The 26,118-nt window shown below is 50.0% G+C and carries 22 protein-coding genes and 2 pseudogenes; 3 read left to right on the top strand and 21 right to left on the bottom strand.

The genetic code is table 11. The annotated features are described in order from the left end of the window. Positions 1 to 5: 5 nt before the first annotated feature. The 4 genes from PUR_RS10310 to PUR_RS10295 are packed head-to-tail and all read right to left on the bottom strand — an operon-like array spanning position 6 to position 4,403. Positions 6 to 1,211 (bottom strand): GNAT family N-acetyltransferase, encoded by a 1,206-nt coding sequence (locus tag PUR_RS10310; protein WP_179035165.1) that lies wholly within the window; start codon positions 1,209 to 1,211, stop codon positions 6 to 8. Between the two features lie 21 nt (positions 1,212 to 1,232). Further along, positions 1,233 to 2,072, bottom strand: a complete 840-nt coding sequence (locus PUR_RS10305) for a carbohydrate ABC transporter permease (RefSeq protein ID WP_179035164.1) — start codon at positions 2,070 to 2,072, stop codon at positions 1,233 to 1,235. 16 nt (positions 2,073 to 2,088) lie between these two features. Continuing rightward, positions 2,089 to 3,078: a carbohydrate ABC transporter permease gene (locus tag PUR_RS10300; RefSeq protein WP_179035163.1), complete on the bottom strand. Its 990-nt coding sequence runs from the start codon at positions 3,076 to 3,078 to the stop codon at positions 2,089 to 2,091. 11 nt (positions 3,079 to 3,089) lie between these two features. Then, positions 3,090 to 4,403 carry an extracellular solute-binding protein gene (locus PUR_RS10295; protein ID WP_179035162.1) on the bottom strand — a complete coding sequence of 438 codons (1,314 nt, stop codon included), beginning with the start codon at positions 4,401 to 4,403 and terminating at the stop codon, positions 3,090 to 3,092. A 510-nt stretch (positions 4,404 to 4,913) separates the two neighbouring features. Between PUR_RS10295 and PUR_RS10290 the strand changes: the two genes are divergently transcribed. Beyond that, positions 4,914 to 6,125, top strand: coding sequence for an ROK family transcriptional regulator (locus PUR_RS10290; RefSeq protein ID WP_232101800.1), 1,212 nt, complete (start codon positions 4,914 to 4,916; stop codon positions 6,123 to 6,125). Between the two features lie 317 nt (positions 6,126 to 6,442). Here PUR_RS10290 and PUR_RS10285 read toward each other — a convergent pair whose 3' ends face one another. From PUR_RS10285 to PUR_RS10275, 3 genes and pseudogenes are all read right to left on the bottom strand, one after another. Then, the gene (locus PUR_RS10285; RefSeq protein WP_179035161.1) at positions 6,443 to 6,649 is read right to left on the bottom strand and encodes a MerR family transcriptional regulator; all 207 of its coding nucleotides are present in this window, start codon (positions 6,647 to 6,649) and stop codon (positions 6,443 to 6,445) included. A gap of 46 nt (positions 6,650 to 6,695) precedes the next feature. Continuing rightward, a pseudogene (locus PUR_RS10280) lies at positions 6,696 to 7,628 on the bottom strand (medium chain dehydrogenase/reductase family protein). 158 nt (positions 7,629 to 7,786) lie between these two features. After that, positions 7,787 to 8,521 carry an SDR family NAD(P)-dependent oxidoreductase gene (locus PUR_RS10275; RefSeq protein ID WP_179035160.1) on the bottom strand — a complete coding sequence of 245 codons (735 nt, stop codon included), beginning with the start codon at positions 8,519 to 8,521 and terminating at the stop codon, positions 7,787 to 7,789. Positions 8,522 to 8,645: 124 nt separating this feature from the next. Between PUR_RS10275 and PUR_RS10270 the strand changes: the two genes are divergently transcribed. Together PUR_RS10270 and PUR_RS10265 are read left to right on the top strand one after the other, a co-directional pair. Beyond that, entirely contained in the window at positions 8,646 to 9,800 is a 1,155-nt protein-coding gene (locus PUR_RS10270; protein WP_179035159.1) for a glycosyltransferase family 4 protein, read from the top strand. Between the two features lie 547 nt (positions 9,801 to 10,347). Continuing rightward, the gene (locus tag PUR_RS10265; RefSeq protein WP_179035158.1) at positions 10,348 to 11,649 is read left to right on the top strand and encodes a S8 family peptidase; all 1,302 of its coding nucleotides are present in this window, start codon (positions 10,348 to 10,350) and stop codon (positions 11,647 to 11,649) included. On the opposite strand, the pseudogene PUR_RS26525 reads toward PUR_RS10265, so the two are convergent. The 14 genes and pseudogenes from PUR_RS26525 to PUR_RS10190 all read right to left on the bottom strand — a co-directional run. Further along, a pseudogene (locus PUR_RS26525) lies at positions 11,624 to 11,935 on the bottom strand (isochorismatase family cysteine hydrolase); the annotation flags it as partial. The gene PUR_RS10265 and the pseudogene PUR_RS26525 sit on opposite strands and share 26 nt — an antisense overlap. Before the next feature lie 133 nt (positions 11,936 to 12,068). Next, positions 12,069 to 13,445 carry an MFS transporter gene (locus PUR_RS10255; RefSeq protein ID WP_179035157.1) on the bottom strand — a complete coding sequence of 459 codons (1,377 nt, stop codon included), beginning with the start codon at positions 13,443 to 13,445 and terminating at the stop codon, positions 12,069 to 12,071. A gap of 101 nt (positions 13,446 to 13,546) precedes the next feature. Then, positions 13,547 to 14,122: a TetR/AcrR family transcriptional regulator gene (locus PUR_RS10250; protein ID WP_179035156.1), complete on the bottom strand. Its 576-nt coding sequence runs from the start codon at positions 14,120 to 14,122 to the stop codon at positions 13,547 to 13,549. A gap of 405 nt (positions 14,123 to 14,527) precedes the next feature. After that, a complete protein-coding gene (locus PUR_RS10245; protein WP_179035155.1) occupies positions 14,528 to 14,935 on the bottom strand; it encodes a hypothetical protein in 408 nt (135 codons plus the stop codon). Positions 14,936 to 15,338: 403 nt separating this feature from the next. Beyond that, positions 15,339 to 16,235, bottom strand: coding sequence for a 5'-methylthioadenosine/S-adenosylhomocysteine nucleosidase (mtnN, locus tag PUR_RS10235; RefSeq protein ID WP_179035154.1), 897 nt, complete (start codon positions 16,233 to 16,235; stop codon positions 15,339 to 15,341). Between the two features lie 28 nt (positions 16,236 to 16,263). Next, entirely contained in the window at positions 16,264 to 16,722 is a 459-nt protein-coding gene (locus PUR_RS10230; RefSeq protein ID WP_179035153.1) for a pyridoxamine 5'-phosphate oxidase family protein, read from the bottom strand. Positions 16,723 to 16,915: 193 nt separating this feature from the next. Beyond that, positions 16,916 to 17,593, bottom strand: a complete 678-nt coding sequence (locus PUR_RS10225) for a YdeI/OmpD-associated family protein (protein WP_179035152.1) — start codon at positions 17,591 to 17,593, stop codon at positions 16,916 to 16,918. A gap of 88 nt (positions 17,594 to 17,681) precedes the next feature. Beyond that, positions 17,682 to 19,340 carry an alpha-glucosidase gene (locus PUR_RS10220; RefSeq protein ID WP_179035151.1) on the bottom strand — a complete coding sequence of 553 codons (1,659 nt, stop codon included), beginning with the start codon at positions 19,338 to 19,340 and terminating at the stop codon, positions 17,682 to 17,684. Between the two features lie 43 nt (positions 19,341 to 19,383). Beyond that, positions 19,384 to 20,220: a carbohydrate ABC transporter permease gene (locus tag PUR_RS10215; RefSeq protein WP_179035150.1), complete on the bottom strand. Its 837-nt coding sequence runs from the start codon at positions 20,218 to 20,220 to the stop codon at positions 19,384 to 19,386. Next, on the bottom strand, positions 20,220 to 21,104 hold the full coding sequence (locus PUR_RS10210; RefSeq protein ID WP_179035149.1) for a carbohydrate ABC transporter permease: 885 nt from the start codon (positions 21,102 to 21,104) through the stop codon (positions 20,220 to 20,222). The genes PUR_RS10215 and PUR_RS10210 overlap by 1 nt, the downstream gene beginning before the upstream one ends. Before the next feature lie 98 nt (positions 21,105 to 21,202). Beyond that, a complete protein-coding gene (locus tag PUR_RS10205; RefSeq protein WP_179035148.1) occupies positions 21,203 to 22,507 on the bottom strand; it encodes an ABC transporter substrate-binding protein in 1,305 nt (434 codons plus the stop codon). A gap of 298 nt (positions 22,508 to 22,805) precedes the next feature. Beyond that, the gene (locus PUR_RS10200; protein ID WP_179037846.1) at positions 22,806 to 23,798 is read right to left on the bottom strand and encodes a LacI family DNA-binding transcriptional regulator; all 993 of its coding nucleotides are present in this window, start codon (positions 23,796 to 23,798) and stop codon (positions 22,806 to 22,808) included. Positions 23,799 to 23,932: 134 nt separating this feature from the next. Beyond that, entirely contained in the window at positions 23,933 to 24,901 is a 969-nt protein-coding gene (locus tag PUR_RS10195; protein WP_179035147.1) for an aldo/keto reductase, read from the bottom strand. Between the two features lie 126 nt (positions 24,902 to 25,027). Next, complete coding sequence (locus PUR_RS10190; RefSeq protein ID WP_232101798.1) at positions 25,028 to 26,110, bottom strand: glycosyltransferase; 1,083 nt, start codon at positions 26,108 to 26,110, stop codon at positions 25,028 to 25,030. Between the last annotated feature and the right edge of the window lie 8 nt (positions 26,111 to 26,118).

Genomic DNA, 26,118 nt, shown 5'->3' with positions numbered 1-26,118 from the left:
TGCCTTTAGTACCTTTCTGTTATCCACATCGCATAACGCTGCCCCGGAAAAAGCGCCTGAAGCGCCGCGTGGTTTCTCAGCGCCTCCCGCTTCACCGCCTGAATGCCTTGGGTCAGCATGGCGCAAAATTCGGCGGAGGTGCATTTGATTTCCTCATCATAGACCAGTCCCCAGGGAGAAGTCTGGACGGTTACCGAAGACGGCTCCAGAACAAGCACGGCCCGCTCGGATCCGCATCGAAGCAGCAGTCGTTCCGGCAGGGCGGACAGCTCTTCCCCGGTCAGAGCGGCGATCCGGTTCGTCAGTTCAGGAGCAAGCTTGGCCAGCATGGCGGGAAATCCCATAATCTTCCACATGGTCTCGCTGTTGTCGGCAGTCTGCACGGAACCGAGCTGCCTGAGGGTTTCCGGCAGGACGCCATCCTCCGGTATTGTGGCTTCCAACTGCTTGACGGATTCCCCGGCGGCCAGCATGGACAGGAGCGGCTTCACTGCTTCGCCCTCTCCATCCAGATAAGCGCAATCCAGCAGACCTAGCTTTCCGGCCTGTTCTTTCCCCCCGATGGCGTAAGCGACAATCTCGCTTCCCTTCCTGGCCACCCAGAAGCATTCCGTTATACTATCGGTCCATTTCAGCAGACCTTCCCAGTATTCGCGCGTCCGCACCCGGGTGTTGGCGTTCTTCCGGTTGTACCGCTCGCAAATCTCCATCACTTCGCCCAAATCTCCGGACTCAAACTTCGAGATGCGATAGGGCGTGCCCCTGCTGTCTTCCATGAATACCGATTCGGCGTTCAGCACGTACAGGGGGGCTTCCACCGTCTCCCAGCCCGCCTTCTCGTAAAAGGGATGAATGCCGGTAAACAATAGAGACAGATCATAGCCGCGACTTCGCATCCACAAACTCATTTCCGCCAAAATCGCCTGTACGGCTCCAAGTCCCCGGTAAGCCGGGTCCGCCGCCACACTCCCGATGCCGCCGACAAGCAGTTCCGCGGCTCCAATATGAATCCGGTAAGGAAACAGCTGCACCGAAGCGGCCAATTCCCCGTCCGCCAAGGCGATCCAGGTCGTTTCGGGATCATACGCGGCATCGTAATCCAGCCTTTGTTGAAAAAACGAACGGTCTTCCGGAAATACTTTTCCCAGCAAATCAAATATCCTGTCGATTTCTTCGCGGTTTTGTACCTGCCTGACTTCTAATCTCGGCAATAGCGCACCTCTTTTCCATAGTTAGCCCTTCACGGCGCCCGCAGTCATCCCGTCCACCAGATAGCGCTGGAAGAACAGGGTCAGAAGCACCGGTGGAAGCAGGCCGATGATTCCAGACGATGCCATCAAGCCGTAATCAACGGAGAACCGTCCGAGAAACTCGTTGATTACGACCGGCATCGTCTTCGATTGCGAGGAGCCTGTCAGCACGAGGGCCGTATTAAATTCATTCCAGGTATTCAAATAGGCGAATACGCCTATAGCAAACAGGCCCGGAGCCGAGATCGGCAGAATGATTCGGAGCAGAGCGCCGAACCGCCCCAAACCGTCCACAAAGGCCGATTCCTCCAGCTCTTTGGGAATGGATTCGAAGAATGCCCGCATCATCCAAATGATAAAAGGAAGAGTGAAAGACAGATTGGCCAGTACGAGAGCCGATTTGGTGTCCAGCAGCCCGATCCGGTTAAAAATCAAATACATCGGCAGCGCAATCGCGATGCTGGGCACCATTTGCGTAATCAGAAAGATGACCGCCAGGCGGTCTTTCATGTGGAAACGAAGTCTGGCAAAGGCGTAGGCTCCCAAGGAGCCGAAGATCAGCGAGAAGAACGTCGTGACGGTGGCCACAATGAAACTGTTAAGCAGCGAGTTTTTGAACGATGCTGCATTGTCGGACAAGCTCAGCACCTGCTTGTAGTTCATTAGGGTGAAGCTATCCGGAAGCCAATGCCGGGCAAGCGACGCCAGTTCTTTTCCGGGCGAAATACTGATGATAGAAGCCCAGATCAGAGGGGCTAAAGTAAAGATCATGACAAGCACGACGCCAATAAATAACAAAACCTTTTTTACGGACTTGCTCACAGCCGCTCCTCCTTTCTCAAACCCCATCCTTCTGGCGGAGTATCCGCATATACAGCAGCACGAACACCAGGATAAATCCCGTCAGGATATAGCTTCCGGCAGAGCCCAGCCCGAAATCGCTGAACATGAAGCCCTGCTTGTACAGATACAGGCCGGATAGCTGTGTGGAATTGGCCGGACCGCCCTTGGTCATGGCAAAGACCAGATCGAATACCCGGAAGGAGTCGATGGTGCGCAGAACGAGCAGAACCAGTGTAACGGGCACCAGCAATTTTACGACGATATCTTTAAAAATACGTATGCTGCCCGCCCCGTCAATTTTGGCGGCTTCAATCAATTCCCCTGAAATCGACTGAAGAGCGGCCAGATACATCAAGGCGACAAAAGGAAACGATGTCCATACCTGCGCCATAATGACGGATGCCAGCGCCAGCTTCGGATCGGACAGCCATCCGACCGGACTTTCGATCAGGCCCGTCTTCAGCAGTACACCGTTCAGCAGACCGTAGTTCGGGTGCAGCATCGTCTGCCAGATCATGGCGTTAACGACACCTGGCATCGCCCACGGAATCAGGAGCAGCGATCTGCCGAGTCCCCGCAAGCGGAACTTGACATTAAAGAGAAGGGCCGCGGCAAGCCCCAGAATCATACTCGCCGCAACACTGAATACCGCAAAATAAAGAGTCGTCTCCATGCTGAGCCAGAATTCGCCATCCTGAAGCACCGCGCTGAAGTTATCCAGTCCGATGAACTTGGCACCGACCCATGGTTTCGTCAAATTCAGATCGACAAAACACAGGTAGATGGAGTACAGGAATGGATAAAGCAGCAGGCCAAGCAGGATAACGATAGTGGGAAGCAGTAAAAGGAGCGCAAATTTCGACTCGGAAATCATTTTTTTCGAGTTCGAACCGGACCGGGCCGCCTGTCGAAGCATCGCTTGACCCCGCATAGAAAGTCCTTCTTTCTGAATCGCGACCGAGTCACTATGTTTGCTCTTATCCATAGCAATTCTCCTTACTTGTTGCTCTCCTGGATTTTCTGCGTTTCAGCGAACGCGTCTGCCAACGCCTGAGCCGGTGTTTTCTTTTGAGTCAATGCATTCTGGAGTTCAACCTGGAACTTGGAAGACCATTCATTGTACCAAGGAATTTGCGGACGGTTGACGGCAACTTCCGCCTGCTCCAGAATCTTGTCAAGTCCGGGAACGCCCGCTTTCACTTCCGGATCTTCATATACGCTCTTCCAGCCCGGGAACATTCCGATTTCAATCGCCTGCCGTTTGCTGCCCTCTGTATCGTTCAGGAATTTGATATACTCCCATGCCGCTTCCTTATTCTTCGAACCCGAGGAGATCGCATAGGACATCGGTCCGGCAATCGTTGCGCTGGATACGGTATATGGAAGCGGAGCGACATCAGCCTGGTTCACGATTTTGGACTTGGATTCATCATTAAGCGGCGTGAGCGGCAGTCCCCAGTTCAATTCAAAGGCGATATCGCCCGCGGACATTGCGTCAAGCACATTGGTTTCATTGTATTGAATCGAAGCGGGGTCAACGACTTTATATTTATAGATCATATCGACCATCAGCTGCAGCGCTGCGGTGTTCTCCGGGCTGTTGAAGACAGGGTTTCCGTCCTCATCAAACAGCTTGCCTCCCATACTGGAAGCAATCGCGATGAAATCGCAGACGAGGCCTTCGGTTTGGCTCCAGGCCCAGGCCGATCCGTATTTTACGATTCCTTTTTCCTGCAAAGCCTGACTGTATTTAATGAAATCATCCCATGTTTTCGGCGGACCCGAGAAACCGGCTTTTTCCACCATCGTCTTGTTATATACAAAGGACTTGTACTCGGAAGCGAAAGGAAGACCGTAATACTTGCCCTGATACTGTAAAGCCTGTTTTGCAAAAGGCAGCATTTCGTTCTTCATGTCGTCGGTCAGCCATTGATCGACCGGTTCAACCCATCCCGATACGACAAACCGGGGCAAGTCGATGACATCCATTACAAAAATATCGTACGTAGATCCGCCGGACATGAAGGAATTCATCAATTTTGGTGTAACATCGGCATTACCGACCGTATCGGTCTGTACTTCAATACCCGTCTTTTCCTGAAACTCTTTATTCACCTTGGCGAAGTATTCCTGATTGGACGGATTAGAGATGGTGCGCAGGACGACTCCGGCATATGGCTTATCGCTACTGGCCGCGTTAGTCTTTGTATTGCCTTCGGCCGCCGAATTCGAATTATTTCCGCATCCGGACAACGCCGCTACTGCCAATACAATCAGAAGCAATACCATAATTGATGATTTCCGTTTCATAAGAACCCCCCAGTAAAATTAGGATTTGAAGTACGACGGGCACGCCATCGCCAGCGATTTAGCCGGGTTAATGATTACCAGAAATTTAATGAAGCCCTCCCTTCCTGCCAACTTTCTCCAATGGATGTACAATGATGTTATATTCCCTATCAAAAAATGAAAGAAAATGATGTTTACATGTCCGATTACATACCATTGAAGCTATTATAGTCACAAAAAAATAATATTTTCAATACATTGCGTTAATTTTTATCACATACTATTATAGATTTATTGCACCTCACCTCCAATCTTATTCTATTAGGTGTATTAAGTTCTCGTAGTTAAGACTAGATACTTTTTTCAAAATATAAGAACTAATAAGTTTCACGCTTATAAATGGTCTTATATTTCTACGAGAAACGTACTTGCGTCCTTCAAGGATGCCGTCAGGCGCTTCTTCTTGTTGGACGAATAAAGCAGCCGTGATAAAGTAGATTTTATATTGTTCCTAAAGCGAGGTTGAACGAAGTGAACAAGATAAGAACTGGAGATCTGAAACTGGTACAGGAACTGAACCGATCGATTATTTTAAATGTGATCCGGGATAAAGGCCCCGTCTCCCGAAGCGAAATTGCGAAGCACTACGGCATCAGCGCAACAACGGTGGCTTCCGCCATTCAGGAGCTAATACGGGACGGTTATGTGTGCGAAATGGGCGAGGGGGTTTCCAACGGAGGAAGAAAACCGATTATGTTGAAGCTGGCTTCCGACCGCCTTTATCTGATCGGGGTTTCCGTTTCCAATTCTTCCATCGATATTGCCCAGATGGACCTGGAGGCAAAGATCAGCCGTAAACAATCAAGACCGATTCGAGCGTTATACGGGGAGGAGCTTATTGCTGCAATCATTTCAGAGCTTGAAGTTTTTTTGGAGAACTGCCCCAGTACCGGGAAATGCCTCGGAATCTCGATTATTGTTCCCGGCGTTATCGACAAGGATTTAGGCATTGTATACTTTAACTCCAAGCTCCGGCTGGAGCATATCAATCTGAAAGCCATTGTTGAAAGCCGTTTCAATATTAAAACATGGCTGGAAAACGACCTGAACGCCACAGTGCTTGCCCAAAAGAAATTCGGTCCATACGGGAAGGTCCAAAATTTGATCTACGTCTCGATCTCGGACGGTGTGGGGGCGGGGATTTTTTTTCACGACATTCTGCTTAGAGGCAGCAACGGCGGGGCCGGAGAGCTTGGGCATATCATCGTTGACCGCAACGGTGTCCGCTGCGAATGCGGAAGCTCGGGCTGTCTGGAGAACTATATCAGCTGGCCCGCGGTTTATTCACGGATTATCGCCTCTGCGACGCGCGGCAGAAAGACGGCCATCATGGACTTGGCGGAGGGCGACATTGCCCGCGTCACACCCGAGATGTTCAATCAGGCCGTGAAGATGCAGGATTCACTCGCGATCGATATAACCGATGAGATATCCGGATATTTGGGTCTTGGCCTGGTCAATCTCATCAATTTGTTCAATCCGGAAATTTTGATCCTGGGCGGGCAGATCGGCTCGAACAACCCCCGGTTGCTGGAAAATGTTGAAAAGTATGTATCGTCTTACGCTCTTCCGATTTTGCGCGACCTTAAAATTTGCCCGTCAACATTGGGCGAAGAGGCGAACTTATTGGCAGCCGCCTCCATTATTCTCGAAGATATATTCCACTTCTCGCTCGCCAATTGACAAGAGAACCTCATTTCGCGGCATGCCGATGCCGCTCCGTCAATAGACCGCCTTGCCGATGGCTGCGGTCTATTACTTGTTTATTCACACCATTCGCTTCCAAGCCGAGCATATTAAAAAGTATCATGCCAAAGCGGTTTTCCATCCTTGTCGCATTTAAAATAGACCGTCTGCAGGGAGTGGCCTTCTCTACGGAAGTTCAGCCGTAAGACACACGGCCCAAAAAGCAGAATCCGATGAACGCCTCAGCGCTTCTTCTCTCGATTCATCCTCCGTAAACACGCCATAGGGTTCATACTTCTGAAAAAAACGAACGGTCATTCAGCATAGCCGAATTTCATTCCCGTTTGCTTTAATCCATGGATGAAGCGGATAAACCGGATGTCCTGATCGTCGTATCGCCGGCGTCCGTTCTCCTTCCCATCCTTCCGGGAGGGGTTCGGCAGTACGCCTATTTTTTCATAGAACCGGAGGGTAAAAGCCGTGATCCCCGTTAATTTGGATACTTCGCTGATCGAGTACATGCGGGCCGCCCTCATTTCCTTTGTTAATTCAGCATTTACAAAATGCTCAGTTAATCAGCACCACTTTGCCAACGGCCAAAGACTGTTCAAGGAGTTCCTGCGCCCGGGCGGCTTCTTGAAGCGGAATGCGATGCGATACCAGCGGATTTATTTTTCCTTCCGCCAACAGAGACAGGACGGCTTTTGCGTCTTCTTGGAACCAGTCCGGCCGTTCTTTCTTCAGAAGCGTGATGCTGTATAGAAGGATAGGGTGACCTTGCTCCGATGTTTGGCTTGCCGCCAGATGGCCCCATTCCTTCGGCTAATTTCCGGAGTCTTCCTCATTCAGAACCGAAGTGTAGCCGTAGCTGACGAACCGGCCGTTCCGGCTTAAAGTCCGCAGCGAGCGCACGTAGTTCTCGCCTCCGATCGCATCAAACACGGCGTCCATTCCTTCGGGGGCATGAAGCTGAAGAAAATCGACGAAATCTTCATTCCCGTAATCGATCGGTATGGCGCCGTACCCGGAAACGGTGGAGTGCTTCGCAAGCGAAGCCGTGCCGTACATCTTCAGCTTCGCCAATCTGCCCAGTTCAAGAAGGGCGGTGCCGGCTCCGCCGCTTGCGCCATGAATAAGAATGCTCTCCCCCTCCGATACCTTGGCGATCCGGTGAAGCATTTGATAGGCGGTCACATAGTTTAATATTGCGGCAACGGCGAGTGATGAATCGACCTGCGGGGGAACGGCCACCAGTTCGTCTTGCTTTGCATACACATAAGCCGCATAGCCGCCCGTTCCGTTATAAAAGACGGCCACTTTGTCCCCTTTGCTAAATTGCCGCACATCCTCTCCCAGCTCATCAACAATGCCAACCGCATCGTAACCCGGCGTAAACGGCGGTGTTGGCGGATTGAGAAACTTCCCCTCTCTTCTCATGATATCCGCCAGCGCAACACCGGCACTTTGAACTTTAACGCGAATCTCGTCTTTTTGAGGCATCCTCAGGGGTTCCTGAACCACTTTCAGAACTTCCGGCCCGCCGTACTCGGCAACGATTACTCTTGAGTTTAACATTAGGCATCTCTCCTCCAAATTGGATTATTGATGCCCGTATTATATTTCTTAGAGTTTACTCGAAGTCAAGCGGCCCCGGCGAATTATCTTAAATAACCGCCGTTGTTAATGTCAAAGGTTGCTCCCGTATAGTGCTTGGATTTATCGGATAACAAAAACACGACCGTTTCAGCCACATCCTCAGGCAATACCGGGGTCTGGATCAATTGGTGACTGAGATACTCCTTCTTTCTCCATTCGGGAATGGTCTCCATCATCGAGGTGTCGACCATTGTGGGCGCGACAGCATTAACACGTATGTATGGGGAAAAATTCATGGCGCAGCTTTTGGTTAACCCCAGCAAGGCTGCTTTGGTCAATCCGTAAATCGCATCCGAGCTTCCCTCCAAACCGGATACGGATGACATATTGACGATCGTTCCCGTTTGCTGATTGCGAAGCATTCGCCGTCCGAACAGCTGCGAGAAATAGACGGCTCCCTTGATGTTAATATCCATGACCTTGTCGATCTCGTTCTCTTGATAATCCAGAATGCTTTTTGCCAAGTAAATCCCCGCATTATTAACCAGGTTGTCCGAATCCGGGTGTTCCCTTTCAACATAGGCAAAAAAATCGCAAACTTGCTTATAATCGCTTACATCCACTTGATAGGTGTGCAGTTCATAGCAAGCATCCGTTGACTGCTTCAGCTCTTCCAGCAACCGGCCGTTTATATCGCAGGCTATCACCGAAGCGCCTTCGCGCAAGCTTAACTTTACGATCTCTTTTCCGATCCCGGAAGCCGCGCCTGTAATAATTATCTTTTTATTTTCCAGCATTCTAATCGACCACCCTAAAATTTAAATTTAATGGCTATTTTACCTTTCGGCAGTTTGGGATTTGCATATGAATAATATAGTTAAACAAAAGTGGTTCAATTCAACGGCAAAGGATTTGATTAGGTTGAGGATAGCCTTCTTCACGGATTCGTTTTACCCGCAAATCAATGGTGTGTCCAATACGTTGATGTATTTGAGCCAATATTTGACCCGCAGCGGGATTGAACATATGTTCTTCGCCCCCGATTATGAGACCGATGAGCCTGAAGCGAGCGGAGTCCCTGTCGTACGGTTCAAAGGATTTACACCTCATATCTACCCGGATTGCCGCCTTTCTTTCCCTCCTTATCCCAAGATCCTCGAACAGCTCTCTCACTTCAAGCCCGATGTGGTCCATATTGTTACGGAGCTCGGCATCGGCTGGAGCGGCTTGCGGGCCGCGAAAGCGCTAAATATACCGATCGTCATGTCGTACCACACAAGCTTCGACAAGTACCTTCAATTTTACCATATGCCATATTTAAGCAAAGCCTTGTGGACGTACATGCGCTGGTTCCACAGCTTCGCGCTGGTCAACCTCGCCCCTTCCCGAAGTACGATGCAGGAATTGACACGGCGCGGCATTCAAAATTTGGACCTTTGGCCCCGGGGAATTGATCTTGAGCGATTTCATCCCGGGCATTACTCCCCTAAACTTAGGGAGGAGATGGGCGTATCGGAAGAAATCGTATTTCTGTATGTAGGCCGCATCGCGGTGGAGAAAGGGCTGCGGACGCTGGCCGACAGCATCGCGGTTGTTAATCAACGTTACGAGAAGCAAGTAAAATGGGTCTTCACCGGAGAAGGGCCTTATTTGCCGGAGCTGATCGCCCAAAAGATACCGAACGCCATTTTTACGGGGAACCGCCGGGGCGATGAACTGGCCGCAATTTATGCGAGCGCAGATGTCTTCATCTTTCCTTCCGGCACCGAGACGTTTGGGAATGTACTGCTTGAGGCCATGGCGAGCGGGCTTCCGGTCATCTGCACCGATTCCGGTGGAGTGACCGATTTCACGGAGGACCATCAAAATGCTCTAGTATGCAAGTACGGCAGCGTGTCGGAATTAACCAGGGCGATCATTAAAATGCTCAATCCGCATAATCGGACGATTCTGGGAGCGAGAGCGCTTGAAACGGCAAAATCCCGAGATTGGGACGCCGTGTTTGATCGTCTTATGCTGCAATACATTTACGCCGCGGACCCGGAAATTCACTCCGGGCAAACGGTCATCGGGTGACGCTGCGCGGGCAGCTTGTTTAATGCGCAACCCACCAACTAACCTTCCACACCTATCCACCGCCCCCACTAACCAACTAACCAACCGCCAACTCACTCCCCCCTTCACCGCCTTCCACTAACTAATTAATTCCTTCTATTCAGTCTGTGTCCGGAGTACGGTGGCTGGGCATCTTCCTGCAAATCTGCAGGTTTATCCGGTGAAATTTGTGCAGGAAGAAGAAAAAGCGCAATTGTGCATCTTTTAGAGCCTACGCGCTGCCAAATGGAAGAATAGGAATAGATTTCCTGCACTTTTGCAGAAACTGGGTTTGGGAGGGACAGGGGGCAATGAAAAAGATGTATAAACGCAGGAATTTCCGCAGCCCGCCTATCCACCACTAACCTTCCCCACTCTCGAACACCTTGCTCGAGTGTTTGTCTGACCCTACGTCTTCTAGCTGGAGCAGCCGAGGGTTTTATTTAACTTGTGCCAACCTCCAAGTTTCATAGATTGGCACCCATAGACGGAATGGTGCATACAATGCACTGCGAGGTGAGCATGAACTATGAACGGACAGATTTGGCCGCAGCAGCATGCCGCGAAGCTTCATCGGCCTTTGAGGCAAAAAATTCAACAGTTGTCTAAATCCGGCGGCGCCAAGACAGCCGCCATTCCGGTCATTATTCAACTGAAACACAAAATAACCCCGGCCCGGCTCCATTCCCTGAAACGGCATGCAGGTTCGCATGCCTTGCCGGTCCTTCACCGGCTTCCGCTGCTTCATTCGGTATCATCCAGGATTTCGGTAGACTGCCTGAAGCGGATGTGCGGCTGCGGCGGAGTTAAGAAAATATATCTGGACGGAATCAAAAAAACGTCGCTCAATATAGCGACGCCTTCCATCGGTTCCACTGCTGTTCAAAGAAAAAAGGGGCTTACCGGAAAAGGGATAAATATCGCCGTGCTGGACACCGGAGTCTACCCACATCCGGACCTGACCCGGCCCGCAAACCGGATAATAGCCTTTAAGGACTTCGTCAATCATAGGCGAAGCCCGTACGACGATAACGGCCACGGGACTCACACCGCCGGGGATGCGGCTGGAAACGGCTGGTCGAGCAAGGGGAAATACAAGGGTCCCGCGCCGGAAGCGGGCATAGTGGGAGTCAAAGTATTGGATCGGGACGGCAGCGGATTCGATTCCACGATTATTAAAGGAATAGAGTGGTGCATCGCTAACCGGAAACGGCTGAAACTGCGTATTCTTTCTATGTCCTTCGGCGGTCCGGTCAATTCCCCCTGTTCGGACGATCCCATGTGCCAGGCCGTGGAACAAGCGGTCAAGGCCGGGCTCAGCGTTGTTATCGCGGCGGGAAACGGCGGTCCGGGGTACGGGACGATTGAATCCCCCGGGAACAGCCCTTCGGCCATTACGGTCGGAGCGGTTGACGACCGCCGCACTCTCCCGCAAGCGGACGACCGCATAACCTGGTTCTCCAGCCGCGGGCCGGTACGGGGCGGCGGAAACAAGCCGGATCTGGTCGCGCCGGGAGAGTCGATCATCTCGCTGCGGGCCCCTCGTTCTACGCTGGACCGCGAGGATCCTTCCCTGCGGGTCGGCAAAAAATACTTTTCGCTCTCCGGCACCAGCATGTCTACGCCCATCGTCTCCGGAGCGGCCGCACAACTTCTCCAGCGTAAGCCTTGTCTCTCGCCCTTGCAGGTTAAAACGATGCTCAAAAGGAATGCCTTCCGCCTCAAACTGAACGCCAATACAGCCGGAAGCGGCGAGGTCAATGTCAGATTTCTTCTGCAATGCCGGAAGAGTTCCCGTCCATTGCTTACCGTGAAGTCAAGACGCCAATGAGTTCATCCGTCGTAAGGATCTCATGGGCGAAGGTCGGGCCGTTGATGTCATGCGCCGCATGCATCGCCTCCCGGCTAAAGGCCGCTGTCGCATCCTTGACAAGGGTGACGTGGTAGCCGAGCTCCATCCTGAACCTTGCGGTCGATTCAATGCACGTATTCGCGAGCATTCCAATAATTATGATTTTGCTGATGCCGTGCATTTTCAACTGGTGATCGAGGTCCGTGTTTGCAAATCCGCTTTGAGACCAATGCTCCTTGATGATAATGTCGCCATCCTGCGGCTGGAAATCGGGATGAAACTCGCCGCCCCAGGTGCCTTTGGCAAAGGGTTGGGCTTTGGCTGATGCGGCACAAAAAACACCTGAATGCCTACCCCACGGACCGCATCTACGATTTCTTTCAGATGCTCCAGCATGTTTATGATTTTGATGTGATTAACCCGCGATCTCGTTGTGCATATTTGTGGAGCAAGTACAGGGAAATAAGGGGCAGCACGCAAAGGCCAAGATAAATGTGTTGAAACACACTTGCCGTCCCTATTCCTTTTTGTAAAACAATCAGCATCCCCGTAATGCCTACCCCGAACGCACCTCCGAAGAAGCCGCCCAGTTGATTCATGCCCATACCTGCTCCCATGTGTTCTGTCGATAGATACTGTGATATTTCATTGGAATTGCTTGCTGTCAAACTGGAAAATCCAAGACTCATAAAAAAGTAACTGATGAGAACTCCGTAGATCGAAACACTAGCCACAGTTGCAAACAGGACGACGGAAAGCAATAGAAACCCTGCCCCCCACCTGGAGACGATGCCATTTCCAAACCGGTCGATGATTTTCCCTATTTTTCTTGAAGCAAACGCAGTAACCATCGCACCCGGGAAGATAATCAAGCCGATTTCCATCGGACTCCGGTGAAAGATTTGAGCCAGGATGATTGGCATAGCGAACAGCGTGGCGAAATTGATGAAATACGCGGTGAAGCTGATCGAAAGCAGCTGTGTGAACCCTTTCTGGCGAAGCAGCTCCGGATGGATAAACGGCGAACGGATTCGATTGATATGCCACCACAACAGCCCCATAGTAACTAGGCTAACGAGAAGCGGCCAAAGAGCGAAAGTCGTAACAAACAGTAACAAACCCGTAATCGAAGCCGCCACCAGGACGCTTCCGACGATATCAAAATGGACGGATTTTTTCTCTTCCATAGGCACGTGTCTGTTAAAAATCGGAGTGATAAACAAAACGGCGGCTGTCATAACAAAGAGGAAATTCCATCCGAGATACTGGGTCAAGGCGCCCCCGATCACCGGTCCCAATCCGAACCCAAGCGAAGTGCCTGAAGCAATGAAGGACATGGCGCTGCCTCTACGTTCTTGCGGGATATACCGGGAAAACAATACATAGCCCAGCCCGGGGAAAGCCGCAGCCCCTATCGCCTGAAAAATCCGGGCGGTCATTAATAGAATAAAGGAATGGGCGAAAAAGCCGAGCAATGAGGACAGGACCAATAAAAAGGCGCCGAACAGAACCATTTTACGAATCGGCAAAAAATCGGACAGGCGGCTGTAAGTAATGGTTGCTATCCCAAAAACGATGGAATAGGCGGTTACAATCCATGATGCCACCGTTGGAGTTAACGAAAATTCATGGGCTACTCTGGGGAGAGCCACGTTAAACATCGTCGTATTCATGACCACGAACATCGCCGCCAAGCTCCAGAAGGGGACGATCAATTTCTCATTAAACGATTTTTCTCTTGTTTTGAGTATCTCTATATCAGATATGGCTTCCATAAAAATATCTCCTCATTTCTCAGGTTGCTAGGCTACCAGGTGGACAAAGTTAAATTCCCTTTTATTTGAGAATGATCATTCTCAAATAATCAAAAAAAAAATTAATTCAATACAGCCAGCGTCATCTCGATAATATTTTCCAGCTTCTGTTTGTCTTTTGTTGTCTTTACCAAAACTCTCAAACCCGTCAACGCATTGAACAGATATTGAGAAAGCTGCGCCGCGTCGCGCTTTTTGGAAATTTCTCCTGCGGCCTGACCTTGCTCAATCAGCTCGCGCAGCAGTTCTTCAGTCTTGGCAAAATAATTGTTGACCTTGGCGGCTGCTTCCGGGTCGAGCAAGGACAACTCGCACGCCGTATTGACGATCATACATCCTTCGGGCCGGACATCCCCCGCGTGAATTGTCATGTCGAAAATGGCCCGGATCGCCTGCTTCGGGCAAGCCGCATCTTGAATGCGGGCTTTGACGGTAGCTCCCACCGTCTCATGGTACCGCTCCATTGCTTGCATAAACAAAGCATGTTTGTCTCCAAACGTATCATACATGCTTCGTTTATGAACGCCCATCGTCTCCACGAGGTCTTTCATCGAAGTCTTCTCATAGCCTTGACTCCAGAACAACCGCATCGCTTTCAGTAACACCGTATCCACGTCAAACTCTTTGCTTCTAGCCATATTTCTTCACCCCAGCCTCCTTGCAAAACCATCTTAGCATATTGAGAACGATCGGTAAAGAATTTGAAGAAAAAAATTTCTGCCCCCTGCCCTCCGCTCGAATAAGCCATTTATACGTGTGAAACTATTACAATCTTCTATTTCATGTGTGAGGCGGGATAGTCAGGAGATAAATGGACTCGTTCGCCTGAATAATCAGGTCCGTGTCCACCTGATCTATGAGCTGCTGCTCTGCAAAAACCGCCCAGATAGTTAGGCGGCTTTATTTATTTCATTATTATTTTCTTCTCTCCCGCTAATGTACTAAAAATAAGCTCCTTTTCGTTAATCCACTTTGGATAGTCCAGTCCTAGAACCTCTTCAGGTGTTTTATATTCTCTGATCATATCTCCATACTCCTGCCCCTCAAGTTTTCTCATCAGTAAGCCAAAGTGTTTGTTGATAAAATTCATAGGAATAAGTGCTTTCTCCTAAGGTGGCTACCCTATATTTTACAACCAGTGTTTCTTTATGCCCTGGAGATTGTAGGTATGCGTATTTCCATTCCATGAATGAAAAAAGAAAAAGACCCATACCTAATATAATCAACAAAAATGGACTTGTAACCGCAGTGAGAATCACTTTTTTTAGCAAAAGCAGAATAACAACAATAAGAATTACATGATAAAGAAGAATATAGAATCCAGGTGGGCTAAGATACGGCATGAGATAATATCCAAGCCTTTGTAATAAGTACAACACGATATCCGAAATGAGAAGAAATCCAAATAAATACAAGGCTTTTCTTTTATGAACAGGCATTCTGGTTAACATCTGCTCCTCCTTCATCGTTTGGGTCAAACTAATGATAACGATGTAAATAAGGAAAATAAAGAGAAACAATCATACAACTTTTTCCTGTTTTATACATTAACCTAGATGCCTAATCTTTATGCTGCGCTATCATCACGATGAAGTAATACCGGCTCAATGCCTGTAGCTTCCTTATACCGCTTCTTGAAAGCGTCGCAGAAAACCGGATCGAGCTCCATGGTCCGGCAAACACGACCGATCTGGTCACAAGTCATAAGCGTTGAGCCGCTGCCGCCGAATAGGTCGACTCCCAGCCAAAGGTGGCCGCGTTCTTGACCCAGATGCACTGCGTCCGAACCTCAATGCCGGCGGCGTTCATAGCGTTCGAGAGGCCTGACTGCCCACCGCTCATGACCGCCGCTGACTAAACAGCTTCAGAATCGGCTGAGTCGGCAAGACCGTTTAACAGCAAATGATCCGGCAGTTCATCAATTGTAGCAAGGACAAGCGCCGCTGCGCTTTCAGCCACCGTATTTATCGTGCGTGCCAGTTCATTTCCAGCCTCTTCCTCGGGTGTATGAATGGCTATGGCGGACACAATGCGCTCCAGCTTTTCGGGGCTTAACGACTGTTCATGGGCGTCGTCGGAAATGGAACGGACCACAAGGAACGGCACCTTATTTGTCCAAGCGACCTGAGCGAAAGCCGCCCCTTCCGTCTCGACGGCCAGGGCTTCGAACTGGTCCCTGATCTGCTGCCGCTTCTCGGATGAGAAGACGACCTGATCCCCCGTCGCGATGACTCCCTCTTTGAATTTACGGTCAGGTGCCGATGACGTAAGCTTTATCGCCGCTTGACGGGCCGCCCGCAGCAGCCGTCTGTCGCTGTCGAAGCGGTTGACCCTGCCCCATAGAGCCGCATGCTCCGAAGCTTCGTCCACGATTCTCGGGCCAAACGGATGAAACGCCAGCGGGCTTCCGTACAGAACTCCCGCGTCGTGATGCACGACCGACGAAGCCAGCACTACGTCGTTTAACGAAAGCTCCGGGTCAAGCGACCCGGCGACGCCGGTAAAGAACAGAACATCTGGGCTGTAGCCGGTGATAAGAGCCTGAAGCGCAGCCGCCGTATTCGTCTTCTGCGTGCCTGCCACGCCCAGGAACAGCTCATGTTCTCCATACGAGGCTTGATAGAGCAGCCCGACCGGCGTAGGTATGCGGCGAACGTGCTGCACCCAGCCGAGCAGCGGTTCGATTTCCGATACAAGCGCACTGAGTACGCCAATTCTTAACGGGGATTCACCTGTTTTCTGCTTCGCCATATACTGGCCTCCGTTTCATTAATATCGATTATACTGCGATGACTTCGACGGCGCCCGCTCCGCTTCCCTTGGAGAAATCCAGCACCTTCAGTTCCCGGGCATTCACCTTATAGAATACCGTATCCTGCAGCAGGCCTTTCTCCGCTCTTTCTTTAAACCGCGGATTGCGGCTGCCCAGCTGCTGAATCGCCCGGTCGATCTCAGCCTGATCGGCAATCGCCTCGGCTGTCCCGTGTACGGAAATATTAACAAAGCTTGATAGTTCCTGATTCTCATGCTGGAAGAAGAGGACGATCTTCGGATTCTCCTGAATCTGCTCCACCTTCTTGCTGTTCTTATGAGTTGAGAAATAAATCGTGTACCCGTCGGCGACAAAGGAACCCAAACTTCTCAAAACAGGCGATTGATCGTTGTTGACCGTCGCCAAAACAACAAAACGGGTATCGTTCAAATATTTCACAATCTGGTTTCTTGCTTCTTCACTCATTCTCATACACTCCTTGTCATATTCTTGATTTTCCGAACCGAAACGCAAAAAAGGAGGCCTGATTGGGTAATCAAGCCTCCAGCAGTCTGGTCAGCGAAATAATATCAACTATTCCACTCGGGATTTATGATATTTCACATATTAGTTATGCGCCGGCCAATTGTCAATATTTTAATTTTGAATAGGCTCGGCATTATTGCCCTCTTCTTCTATACAGATCGATTGACTTATAACCCTGAGCCAAAATATCTTTCATCTCGCCCAATCGTTTCTCCTGCGTCTCGCTTCTTTTCGCGCTGTACACATAACGGGCCCAGTCCTTCTGGTAGCCGAAGGTTAATTGATTGAAAACGGCCAATACTTCTTCATCGCTCTCCAAATATTGCTTGATATCCGAAATGTTATCGATATAATCGTCAACGCATTGGCTGCTCTTGGCGCTCGCGGCTTTCTTCGTTTTGGGCGCTTGCGATTTCAGGCCGACAACGGTGAATACCTCATCCAGACTGACCATCCTTGAAAATTTCAAACGGCTGTTCTGTACATACCCATCCTCGTCAACAGGGAGATGAGCCATGATGCTGTCCCGCTCAATGAACTCTTTGTACTTCGGATTATTTTTCTTGGGATAAGCGAAGTACAAATATCCGTTGTCATACAAGGCTTGGTTTTCGATGACGTTCTGCAAGTGGCGGCCCAATTGCTCGAGATTAAGAACAAAGATAAAAATCAAATCGTATTGCTCTCTTATGAAGGCGGAATCAAAGTCCAATTCATTAAAATCATCAATATCTTCCGGTTTATTCAGGATCAATTTAGAAGGGTATTTATTCAGATTTAATTTTGTAATTACGCTGTTCTTCGAATTCATGAATGAGCCTCCATACACTCTTTTTACGGTCGTACTAAGAAATATTATAGCCGAATCCGTATAAAAAGAGTAACTACCGCTAAGAGATTCATTCCGCCTTACATATCAAAGTTTCATATGGCTTCAGTATGCCGTTGTTATGCTCTTTCAGATTGGACAGTATAATTGAGCCTGCAACCGGTTCGGCTAATGTAATGCTCCGGTCCGTAAAATTGCATAGTACCGTCCACTCCTCGTTACCCAAGGCCCGAACATATCCGGCAAGCTCCTCGGAATCCGTATAAATCTCCCGATAGCCGCCGTAAATCAGCGCTTTATTCTCGCGGCGCAGCCTGATCAGCTTCCGGTAGAAATGCAGAATCGAATTGTCATCACGCAGCGACTGCTCCACATTGATCGACGAATAATTTGGATTCATAGGCAGCCACGGCTCCCCCGTCGTAAATCCGGCCATCGGCTCCGGACTCCACTGCATCGGCATGCGCCCCTGGTCCCGGCTTCTTTTCGCCAGATGTTCCATAATGTCGGCCTCGGGTCTGCCAAGGACCGTTTCGTAAGAGTGAAAATTGATGCTTTCAATATCCCTGTACTCCTCTATCGAAGCAAAGTAATGATTGGTCATGCCAATCTCCTGCCCTTGATAGATAAAAGGAGTTCCCCGCATCAGAAAATAGTAGGCGGCCAGCATTTTGGCCGATTCCTCGCGGAATGGCCCATCGCAGCCGAATTTCGAAACTGAACGGACGTGGTCATGATTCTCCATGAACAGCGCCATCCATCCCTTATTGGCCGTTTCCCTCTGCCATTTGGACAGGGCATGCTTGAAGTCAGTCAGCTTCCAGGGATGATAGATTCCTCTGGCCATCGGCTTGACGTCCAGATCCACATGATCAAACTGAAAAATCATATTAAAAACGCCGCTCTGCTCGTCCACATAATCATGAATCTGCTCAATCGGAACTCCCGGAGCCTCCGCGACGCTCATCACATTGCGCGGTTCAAGCACCTCCCGTTTCATTTCGTGCAGAAAATCCAAGATGCCGGGTTGATTCAGGCTTGCCTCGGCAAGAGGAGCATAGCGGCGGCTATCTTCCGTCTTCAGCTGCGGAAATTGCTGATTCTTCTTAATAAAGGTGATCGCGTCGATGCGAAAACCAGCAATTCCTTTGTCGATCCACCATTCCATCATGGAGAAAATATTCCGGCGAACTTCGGGATTCTCCCAGTTCAGGTCCGGCTGCTTTCTGGAAAAACAGTGCAGATAATATTCCTGCGTGGTCTCGTCATACTCCCAGGCGGAACCCCCGAAATTCGACTCCCAATTGGTCGGCTCTTCTCCGCCCGAACCCGGCTTCCATATATACCAGTCGCGTTTCGGATTGTCTTTGGAGCTGCGGGATTCTACGAACCAGGCATGTTCATCCGAGGTGTGGTTCGCCACCAGGTCCATAATAATGCGGATACCGCGGGCTTCCGCTTTGGCTATCAGTTCCAGCATATCTTCCATTGTTCCATATTCGGCCTGCATTTTATAGAAATCCCGAATGTCGTACCCGTTATCGTCGTTCGGCGAGTCGTAAACCGGGCATACCCAAATGACGTCAATGCCCAAATCGCTGAGGTATCCGAGCCGGTTGATGATACCGCGCAGATCCCCTATTCCGTCTCCACCCGAATCCTGAAAGCTTCGGGGATAAATTTGATAAACGACACTTTCCTTCCACCAGTTGCGGTCTCTATTCTCCATAGCTCCACACTTCCTCCAGGTCTCACATATTTTTATCTGTGCTTTACTTAATTGCTCCCTGGCTGACGCCCCGGATAATATAGCGCTGTCCGAACAGATAGGCGACAAGAACAGGCAGAATGGTCAGCAGCAGCGCGGGAATCAGTAGCTCCCAGTTGTTCATATACGTACCGTTGAAGACTTTCATTTTGATCGGCATGGTGAAATCCTGCTCTTTCGTTAGCACTAAAGACGGCAGCAGGTAGTCGTTCCAGATCCACAGCACATTCAGAATAGCAATCGTGACGGAGGTCGGAGCCAGCATGGGCAGCACAATCTTGAAAAAAGTCTGCGGCCGTGTGCATCCGTCCAGCAATGAAGCTTCTTCCAGCTCATACGGAATCGATTTTACAAATCCGTGATACATGAAGATGGAGAGCGCGCTCCCGAATCCAATATACAAGATGACCAGCAGCGGAATCGGCGCGGCATCGATCCAGTGAAGCTTGGCTCCGTAAATATAGATCAGCGGAATCATGATGGATTGAAAAGGAATTATCATCGAAGCGACCATCAGGGCAAAGAGACCGTTATTGAATTTGGTCGGACGTCTTACCATGTAATAAGCGGTCATTGCCGCGAAAATGCCGATGAACAGAACACTTAGAAAAGTAATGACGACCGTATTTCTGAACGAGACAAAGAAATTCATTTTATCAATGACTTCGGCAAAACGCCCGAAATCCAGGCTGTGCGGCAGAGAAAACGGGCTTTCGAGTATTTCCCCGTTGTTCTTGAAGGAGTTGACAAGCATAAGGAAGAACGGAAAGACAAACAGGACAAAGGATACGGCCAGCAATAGATAAGTCAGGAATGAGGCGGCTTTTTTTCTGGCTTCCATTAGGCAGCAACCTCCATTTTCTTACTAAAGTAGACTTGCAGTCCCGTAATGACCGCCACAATGACGAACAGCATGATCGCTTCGGCTTGACCGACGCCGTAGATATTTTCCGTAAAGGCTTTTTGAACGACATGCATGGATACCATTGTCGTACTGCCGTATGGCCCGCCTGCGGTCAGGGAGTAGTTCACATCATAAACCATAAAGGCATTTTTCAAGGTTAAAAAAACCGTCACGACAAAGGATGGAACCATCAGCGGCAAAGTAACATTTCTCAAGCGCTGCCAAGCGTTCGCCCCGTCAATGGTGGACGCCTCCATCACATCTTTCGGCACATTGATTAATCCGGCGACGAAAATAATCATCATATATCCCGCCGATTGCCAGATCGTCACAATAACGATGGACCAGAAAGCCAGATGCTCGTCTCCCAGCCAGCCCAGCCGCAGCCACTCGATTCCGAGCTTGTCGCCAATGGACGGAAGCGTCTGAACGAAAATAAACTGCCAGATATAGCCGAGAATCAATCCGCCGATCAGATTGGGAGTAAACAGCGACGTCCGAAAGAAATTTTGCATCCTTACTCCGGAGGTGACCAGGAAAGCCAGAATAAAGCCCAGGATATTAATGATCAGGACCGTCGCGACAACGAACTCTACCGTCAGCCACATGGATTCCCAGAATGCGGTATCCATAAATGCTGTTTTATAGTTGCCGAAGCCTGAGAACTTGATTGGATTAATAGGAGAAGTCATATCCGTCAGCGTAAGGTATAGGCCATAGGCGAAAGGAATCAGTACCGCCAAGGCAAAGAAAATGATCGTTGGACCGGTAAAAAACAACTGGTTGCCCAGCGACTTCAGCCGGCTTTTTTCCGTTATCATAGATTTCACCCCTAAAGCTTAAAGTTGTGGAAAAGAACGGGGAACACCCCGCCTTTTCCAGATTTATTGCCAACACTCGCTTGGTTCCGTCAGTTGTCTTATTTCTGGGTTTTGAAATAATTTTCAATTACTTTGGCAAGATCGGTGCGGGATTCCTTCTTCGCAATATATTTTTGAATATCCGGCGCAAGGATGTTGCCCCAATCCTCAACCTTTACATAGTTGGAGCTGAACGGCAGCGTTTTTCCTGCTTGCACGGCTTCCGCGATCGCGGCCCCGAGCGGGTTGGTCACTTTATTCGGGTTGTTCTTGAAAGCGGAAACAATTTGAGCTTGATTGACCAGGAAATCCTGCCCTTTCTGATCGTATACAATCCAGTTCAGGAACTTCTTCGCCGCATCCTGCTCAGCGGGCGTCGCCGCTTTGTTAATAACCAGGATATTAGTCGGACCGGCAGCGATTTTGTTGTTAAGCGGATTGTCGGGATTGTTATCAACCGGAACCGGAATAAATCCGAAGGATTCTCCTGAAACCGCCTTCAGGGAATCGAATGCCCAGTTCCCGTTAAACAAAATCGCTGACTCGCCTTTGCCTACGCTAACATGCGCATCGTCATAATATTTGCCCAGAGGACGTTCGCCGTATTTGTTGTATTCCGGGGATGCCAGCAGATCCATCGTATCATAGTAGCCGTTCCATACGGGGTTGCTCGCCAGATCGAAGGTGCCGGCTTTCAGCTGCTCTACAATCGCGCTTGGGTCCTCAGCCTGATTCAGGAACTGCGTGCTGTAATGGTTGGCAACCGACCAGTTCTCCGTTTGGTAAGCGACCGGATACTTCACGCCCGAAGCCTGAATTTTGTCAAATAGCGCTTTCAATTTGTCGCGGGTATTGATGGAATAAGGATCGAACGCGCCTCCTGCCGCTTTTTCCACGACACTTTTGTTGTATACCAGTCCGAACCCTTCAATGGAGAACGGGAAACCGGCGACTTTGCCGCTCGCGTCTTTAACGCCGTAGACCGTATCCGCATTCCATTTCTCACCGGAAAGATCTATGCCGAAGTCCTTGTATTTGTTCACGATCGCATCGGGGGCCATCATCGCGACCGTTACCGTTTTACCGGATGCGGTGAGCTTATCCAGCAGATTGACCGTTTCGCCCACGGCTCCCGAGATGGCTTCTACCTCGATATCCGGATTGGCCGCCATAAAATCTTTGGCCGCCTGCTCCCACTGGGTCGCAATCTCGCCTTTTCCGTTCGTAATGATGATGCTGACTTTCCCGTCTTTGGAGCCCGCTTCCGGACTGCCAGACGATGAACCCGATTCATTGGAACCGCCGCATGCCGCCAAGGAAACAGCCATTAAAAGAACGAGGAATAAAGCCAATGTCTTTTTCAAAAGAAACCCCTCCATAAATGTAATTAACTTTAATGGTACAATCCCCGCAGAATCATTGGTAACGTTACCAATTTCTTAGACCAAATCCCGCTTACCAATCGTCTGAAGTGATTATGGATATACTGTATCATCTTTTGGTAACGGTTTCAAGATATTTTTTCTAAGTTTCGACTAGTATAATTTTCAATATCGCTGATACAAGGCTGTTATAGAGTGTTTTATCAAGAATAACGGATCCAAACCGTTGGTAACGTTCCCAAATATTAAAAAGACAATCCGCATGATCCACTCTTTAATGTCAAGTGGATTGTCGGACGATCAATTCTACGGGAAGTTCATACACCGCCGAATCGGGGCCGGACTGGTTCAGGATGTTCAGAAGAACCTCCCCCGCTTTCTTCCCCATTTGTTCAATAGGCTGCCGAATGGTTGTGAGTCCCGGATCAAGTACTTCCGCTATGGGTTGATCATCGAAACCGATGATGGCTAAATCTTGAGGAACGGACAAGCCGGCTTTTTTCGCGGCCATCATCAGCCCTCCGGCAATTTCATCGCTCCCGGTAAATACGGCCGTCGGACGGTCCTTCATATCGAGAAGCAGCTGCATCGCTTGTTTTCCGTCTTCAATCGTATGCTTATCAACCAGAATCCAGCTCGGATTCACTTGGATGCCGGCTTCTTCCAGCGCTTTTTGATAACCCAAGTTCCGATCCTTGTCTTTTCCAAATGCCGTGAACAATCCGCCGGTGCAGTAAGCTATCTTCCGATGCCCTCTTTCGATCAGATGCTTGACGCCGATGTAGGTTCCTTGATATTGGTCTACCCTGATCATGGGGACATCCGGCCTGTTGATGTATTCGTTGCACAGCACAATGGGACCGTATTCCGTATAAGGCTTAATGTCCTCCCAATCATTCTCAATGGATGCCATAATGATTCCATCCGCCTGCTTCGTCTTCAGCAGATTTAAATAGGATAGCTCTTTCTCTTTATCCTCGTTCGTCTGGCAGATCAGGGTCTGGTAGCCATTCCGGTAACCTACCTGTTCGATGGCGTCCACCAAATAGGAAAAGAACGGATTCACAATCTTCGGGACTACCACCGCGATGGTTGTGGCAAGCTGGCCTCTTAATCTTCTTGCGGAAGGATTTGGCGTAAATCCTAGCTGCTCCATTGCCTTGAGCACCTGCTCTTTTTTGTCCTGGGAAATATGGGGATAGTTGTTGATCACCCGGGAAACGGTTGTCTTGGACACTCCGGCCAGGCGGGCCACATCGATAATGGTTGTCATCGGCTTGTTCACCTCTCTTCAACAAATATTGAAACCAGTTTCAATCATTCTACCTTAAATCTGGATTATGCGAAAGGCGCAAAATAAAGCCGCCGGACACCCGAAAGTGTCCATAGCGGCTTCATCATACCGAGTCAGTTATAAAAATTGCGAACCCAGCGGTGCGCCTTCAGCTTAGCCAGCTGGTCCGCTGGAAGCCCCAAACCGTCTCCGATCTTCATATTGCGTTCCACATTGGTAACGGAGCGCATGCCCGGAATAACCGTCGAAACGGCCGGGCTGCTGAGCACATAACGCAGCGCCGTCTCGGCGATGCCGTCCACGGGGATATTGAGGTCGGCGGCAATGCTCTGCACCCGTTCATACACCTCGCGCTTGCGGTCACCCCTGAAATAATGATTGCGGAAATCACCTTGCTCGAAGGTCGTTTCCGGCGTGATTTTTCCGGTTAACCCGCCTTCATCCAGCGCAACCCGGACGATCACCCCGATTTCATGCTTCTCGCACGCCGGCAGCAGCTCGTCCTCCGGACTTTGTTCAAAAATATTATAGATAACCTGCACGGTATCAACGAGACCGCTTTCAATCAGCTTGATCGCATTGCTTGGCTGATAGTCATTGATGGAAACTCCAAAGAACCGGATCTTCCCCTGTTCCTTCAGCTTCTGCACACCTTCCAGCCAATCTCCTGTTCCGACCCACTCATCCGACCAGACATGGAACTGCTGAACATCAATCGTTTCTAGACCGAGGTTGCGCAAGCTTTGCTCCGTGCAGGAAATCACATGCTCCGCCGTGAATGTCTCTTGGGCCGGCACACCGCTGCGGGCGGGCCACTGTCTGTTCTTCGGCGGGATTTTGGTCGCTACATAAATGTTCCCCGCATGTTCCCGGACGACTTGTCCGACCAACTTCTCGCTGTGCCCTTCCCCATATCCAAGCGCAGTATCAATAAAATTCAAACCGAGCTCGATCGACCGGTTCAGCGCTTTGATCGATTCTTGATCATCCGCGCCGATCCATGACGTCTTGCCGATTCCCCAGGCTCCAAAACCGACTTCAGATACTTTTAATCCCGTTCTTCCAAGTGTTCTGTAGTTCATGAGTTCCCTCGCCTTCTTTTATCATAAATTTTCCATTGCAATCCCCAGTATACCATAGGGAAACCTTCAAAGCGTAAAGCCGCCGAACACGCGGAATTCCTTGTGTTTGGCGGCAGCCCGCACCCTTTATTTCTTTCTTCCGATTACCTGTTCGATGGCCAGCTTCATCATCCTGCCCGACCGGTCCCAGGAAAGTCCGAGCGCATCCCTACGCCCCTGCTGGCCTTTTCTCTTGCAAAGAAGAGGATTCTGATAGGCGGTTCTCATCTGCTGTTTGAGGCTTTGAAGCCGAGGCTCCGCCCATAGCTGCCCCTGCTGCGCGAACAGTTCATGAAATTTGCGGGATATGGCGTGACTGCTCCTCATGCTGACAGCCGGGTTCTGGAGCACGTAATCCACCAGAAATGAATTTTGGCTGTTCAAAAAATCCATTTGGCCTCCCCATCTCGTTGCTATAACCGGAATACCACTGGCCATTGCTTCAAGAAACGGCATGCCTACGCCTTCTCCTCTGGTTGGAAGAACAAAAGCATCCCCCAGCGTAAAAATCCCTTTCAGCTGTCCGGGAGTGATCTGCCTGCCGATGATCTTAACGGGAGCGGCGCTTTTGCCATAACCCAGCTTATTCTTGTAGCTGGCAATTCGCTGCTTGATCCAGGCTTCATTCTCACGGGAACTGTAGCCGTTGGTCTTGATCACGAGCAGCACGGAATCGCGGGCGGAGAACTCCTCCCAATAGGCCCGAAGCAGCCCTTCCGGATTCTTGCGATGCTGGAAGCCAAAGACGGATACAAATACGAATTTCCCTTTGCTCTCCGGTATTCTCAGCTTGGGAATGCCCGGACGGTATTCCTTCGCGTTCACGCCATGAGGCACGATGAAGACGGGAACCTTTACACCGCTCTTTCGGAGGGCTTCTTTGTTATGAAGCGTGGGCACAAATACCGCATCAAATTTATTCATGTGGGGCTTCCAGCGGTTCGGTATCCGCGTCGTCTCCCAAACGGTGTTCAGGATCACATAGTCATAATGCTTCCTCTCCTCTTTGACATGAACATGGTTCGGCGGAACATGGCAGATCAGCACTTTCTTGACAGCCGAACGCCGGGTTCCCAGGCGCTTTAACGCTCCGGCGCCAACCTGCACATGCACACCTTGCCGCCGCAAGCCCTGCACATAGGCCCGGCTGGCGATACCCAGCCCGCTCATTCTATTGA

Source organism: Paenibacillus sp. URB8-2, assembly GCF_013393385.1.
GTDB lineage: Bacteria > Bacillota > Bacilli > Paenibacillales > Paenibacillaceae > Paenibacillus_AQ.
Note: the sequence above shows the minus strand (reverse complement) of the source record. Positions and strands in the feature narration are given on the sequence as shown.

Coding starts and splice junctions, on each gene's coding strand:
- PUR_RS10215 (WP_179035150.1), bottom strand. CDS start 20,220: ATGGAAGCCAGAAAAAAAGCCGCCTCATTCCTGACTTATCTATTGCTG.
- PUR_RS10200 (WP_179037846.1), bottom strand. CDS start 23,798: ATGACAACCATTATCGATGTGGCCCGCCTGGCCGGAGTGTCCAAGACA.
- PUR_RS10220 (WP_179035151.1), bottom strand. CDS start 19,340: ATGGAGAATAGAGACCGCAACTGGTGGAAGGAAAGTGTCGTTTATCAA.
- PUR_RS10190 (WP_232101798.1), bottom strand. CDS start 26,110: ATGAGCGGGCTGGGTATCGCCAGCCGGGCCTATGTGCAGGGCTTGCGG.
- PUR_RS10195 (WP_179035147.1), bottom strand. CDS start 24,901: ATGAACTACAGAACACTTGGAAGAACGGGATTAAAAGTATCTGAAGTC.
- PUR_RS10255 (WP_179035157.1), bottom strand. CDS start 13,445: ATGGAAGCCATATCTGATATAGAGATACTCAAAACAAGAGAAAAATCG.
- PUR_RS10245 (WP_179035155.1), bottom strand. CDS start 14,935: ATGTTAACCAGAATGCCTGTTCATAAAAGAAAAGCCTTGTATTTATTT.
- PUR_RS10210 (WP_179035149.1), bottom strand. CDS start 21,104: ATGATAACGGAAAAAAGCCGGCTGAAGTCGCTGGGCAACCAGTTGTTT.
- PUR_RS10230 (WP_179035153.1), bottom strand. CDS start 16,722: ATGAGTGAAGAAGCAAGAAACCAGATTGTGAAATATTTGAACGATACC.
- mtnN (WP_179035154.1), bottom strand. CDS start 16,235: ATGGCGAAGCAGAAAACAGGTGAATCCCCGTTAAGAATTGGCGTACTC.
- PUR_RS10300 (WP_179035163.1), bottom strand. CDS start 3,078: ATGGATAAGAGCAAACATAGTGACTCGGTCGCGATTCAGAAAGAAGGA.
- PUR_RS10265 (WP_179035158.1), top strand. CDS start 10,348: ATGAACGGACAGATTTGGCCGCAGCAGCATGCCGCGAAGCTTCATCGG.
- PUR_RS10250 (WP_179035156.1), bottom strand. CDS start 14,122: ATGGCTAGAAGCAAAGAGTTTGACGTGGATACGGTGTTACTGAAAGCG.
- PUR_RS10295 (WP_179035162.1), bottom strand. CDS start 4,403: ATGAAACGGAAATCATCAATTATGGTATTGCTTCTGATTGTATTGGCA.
- PUR_RS10285 (WP_179035161.1), bottom strand. CDS start 6,649: ATGTACTCGATCAGCGAAGTATCCAAATTAACGGGGATCACGGCTTTT.
- PUR_RS10225 (WP_179035152.1), bottom strand. CDS start 17,593: ATGAATTCGAAGAACAGCGTAATTACAAAATTAAATCTGAATAAATAC.
- PUR_RS10275 (WP_179035160.1), bottom strand. CDS start 8,521: ATGCTGGAAAATAAAAAGATAATTATTACAGGCGCGGCTTCCGGGATC.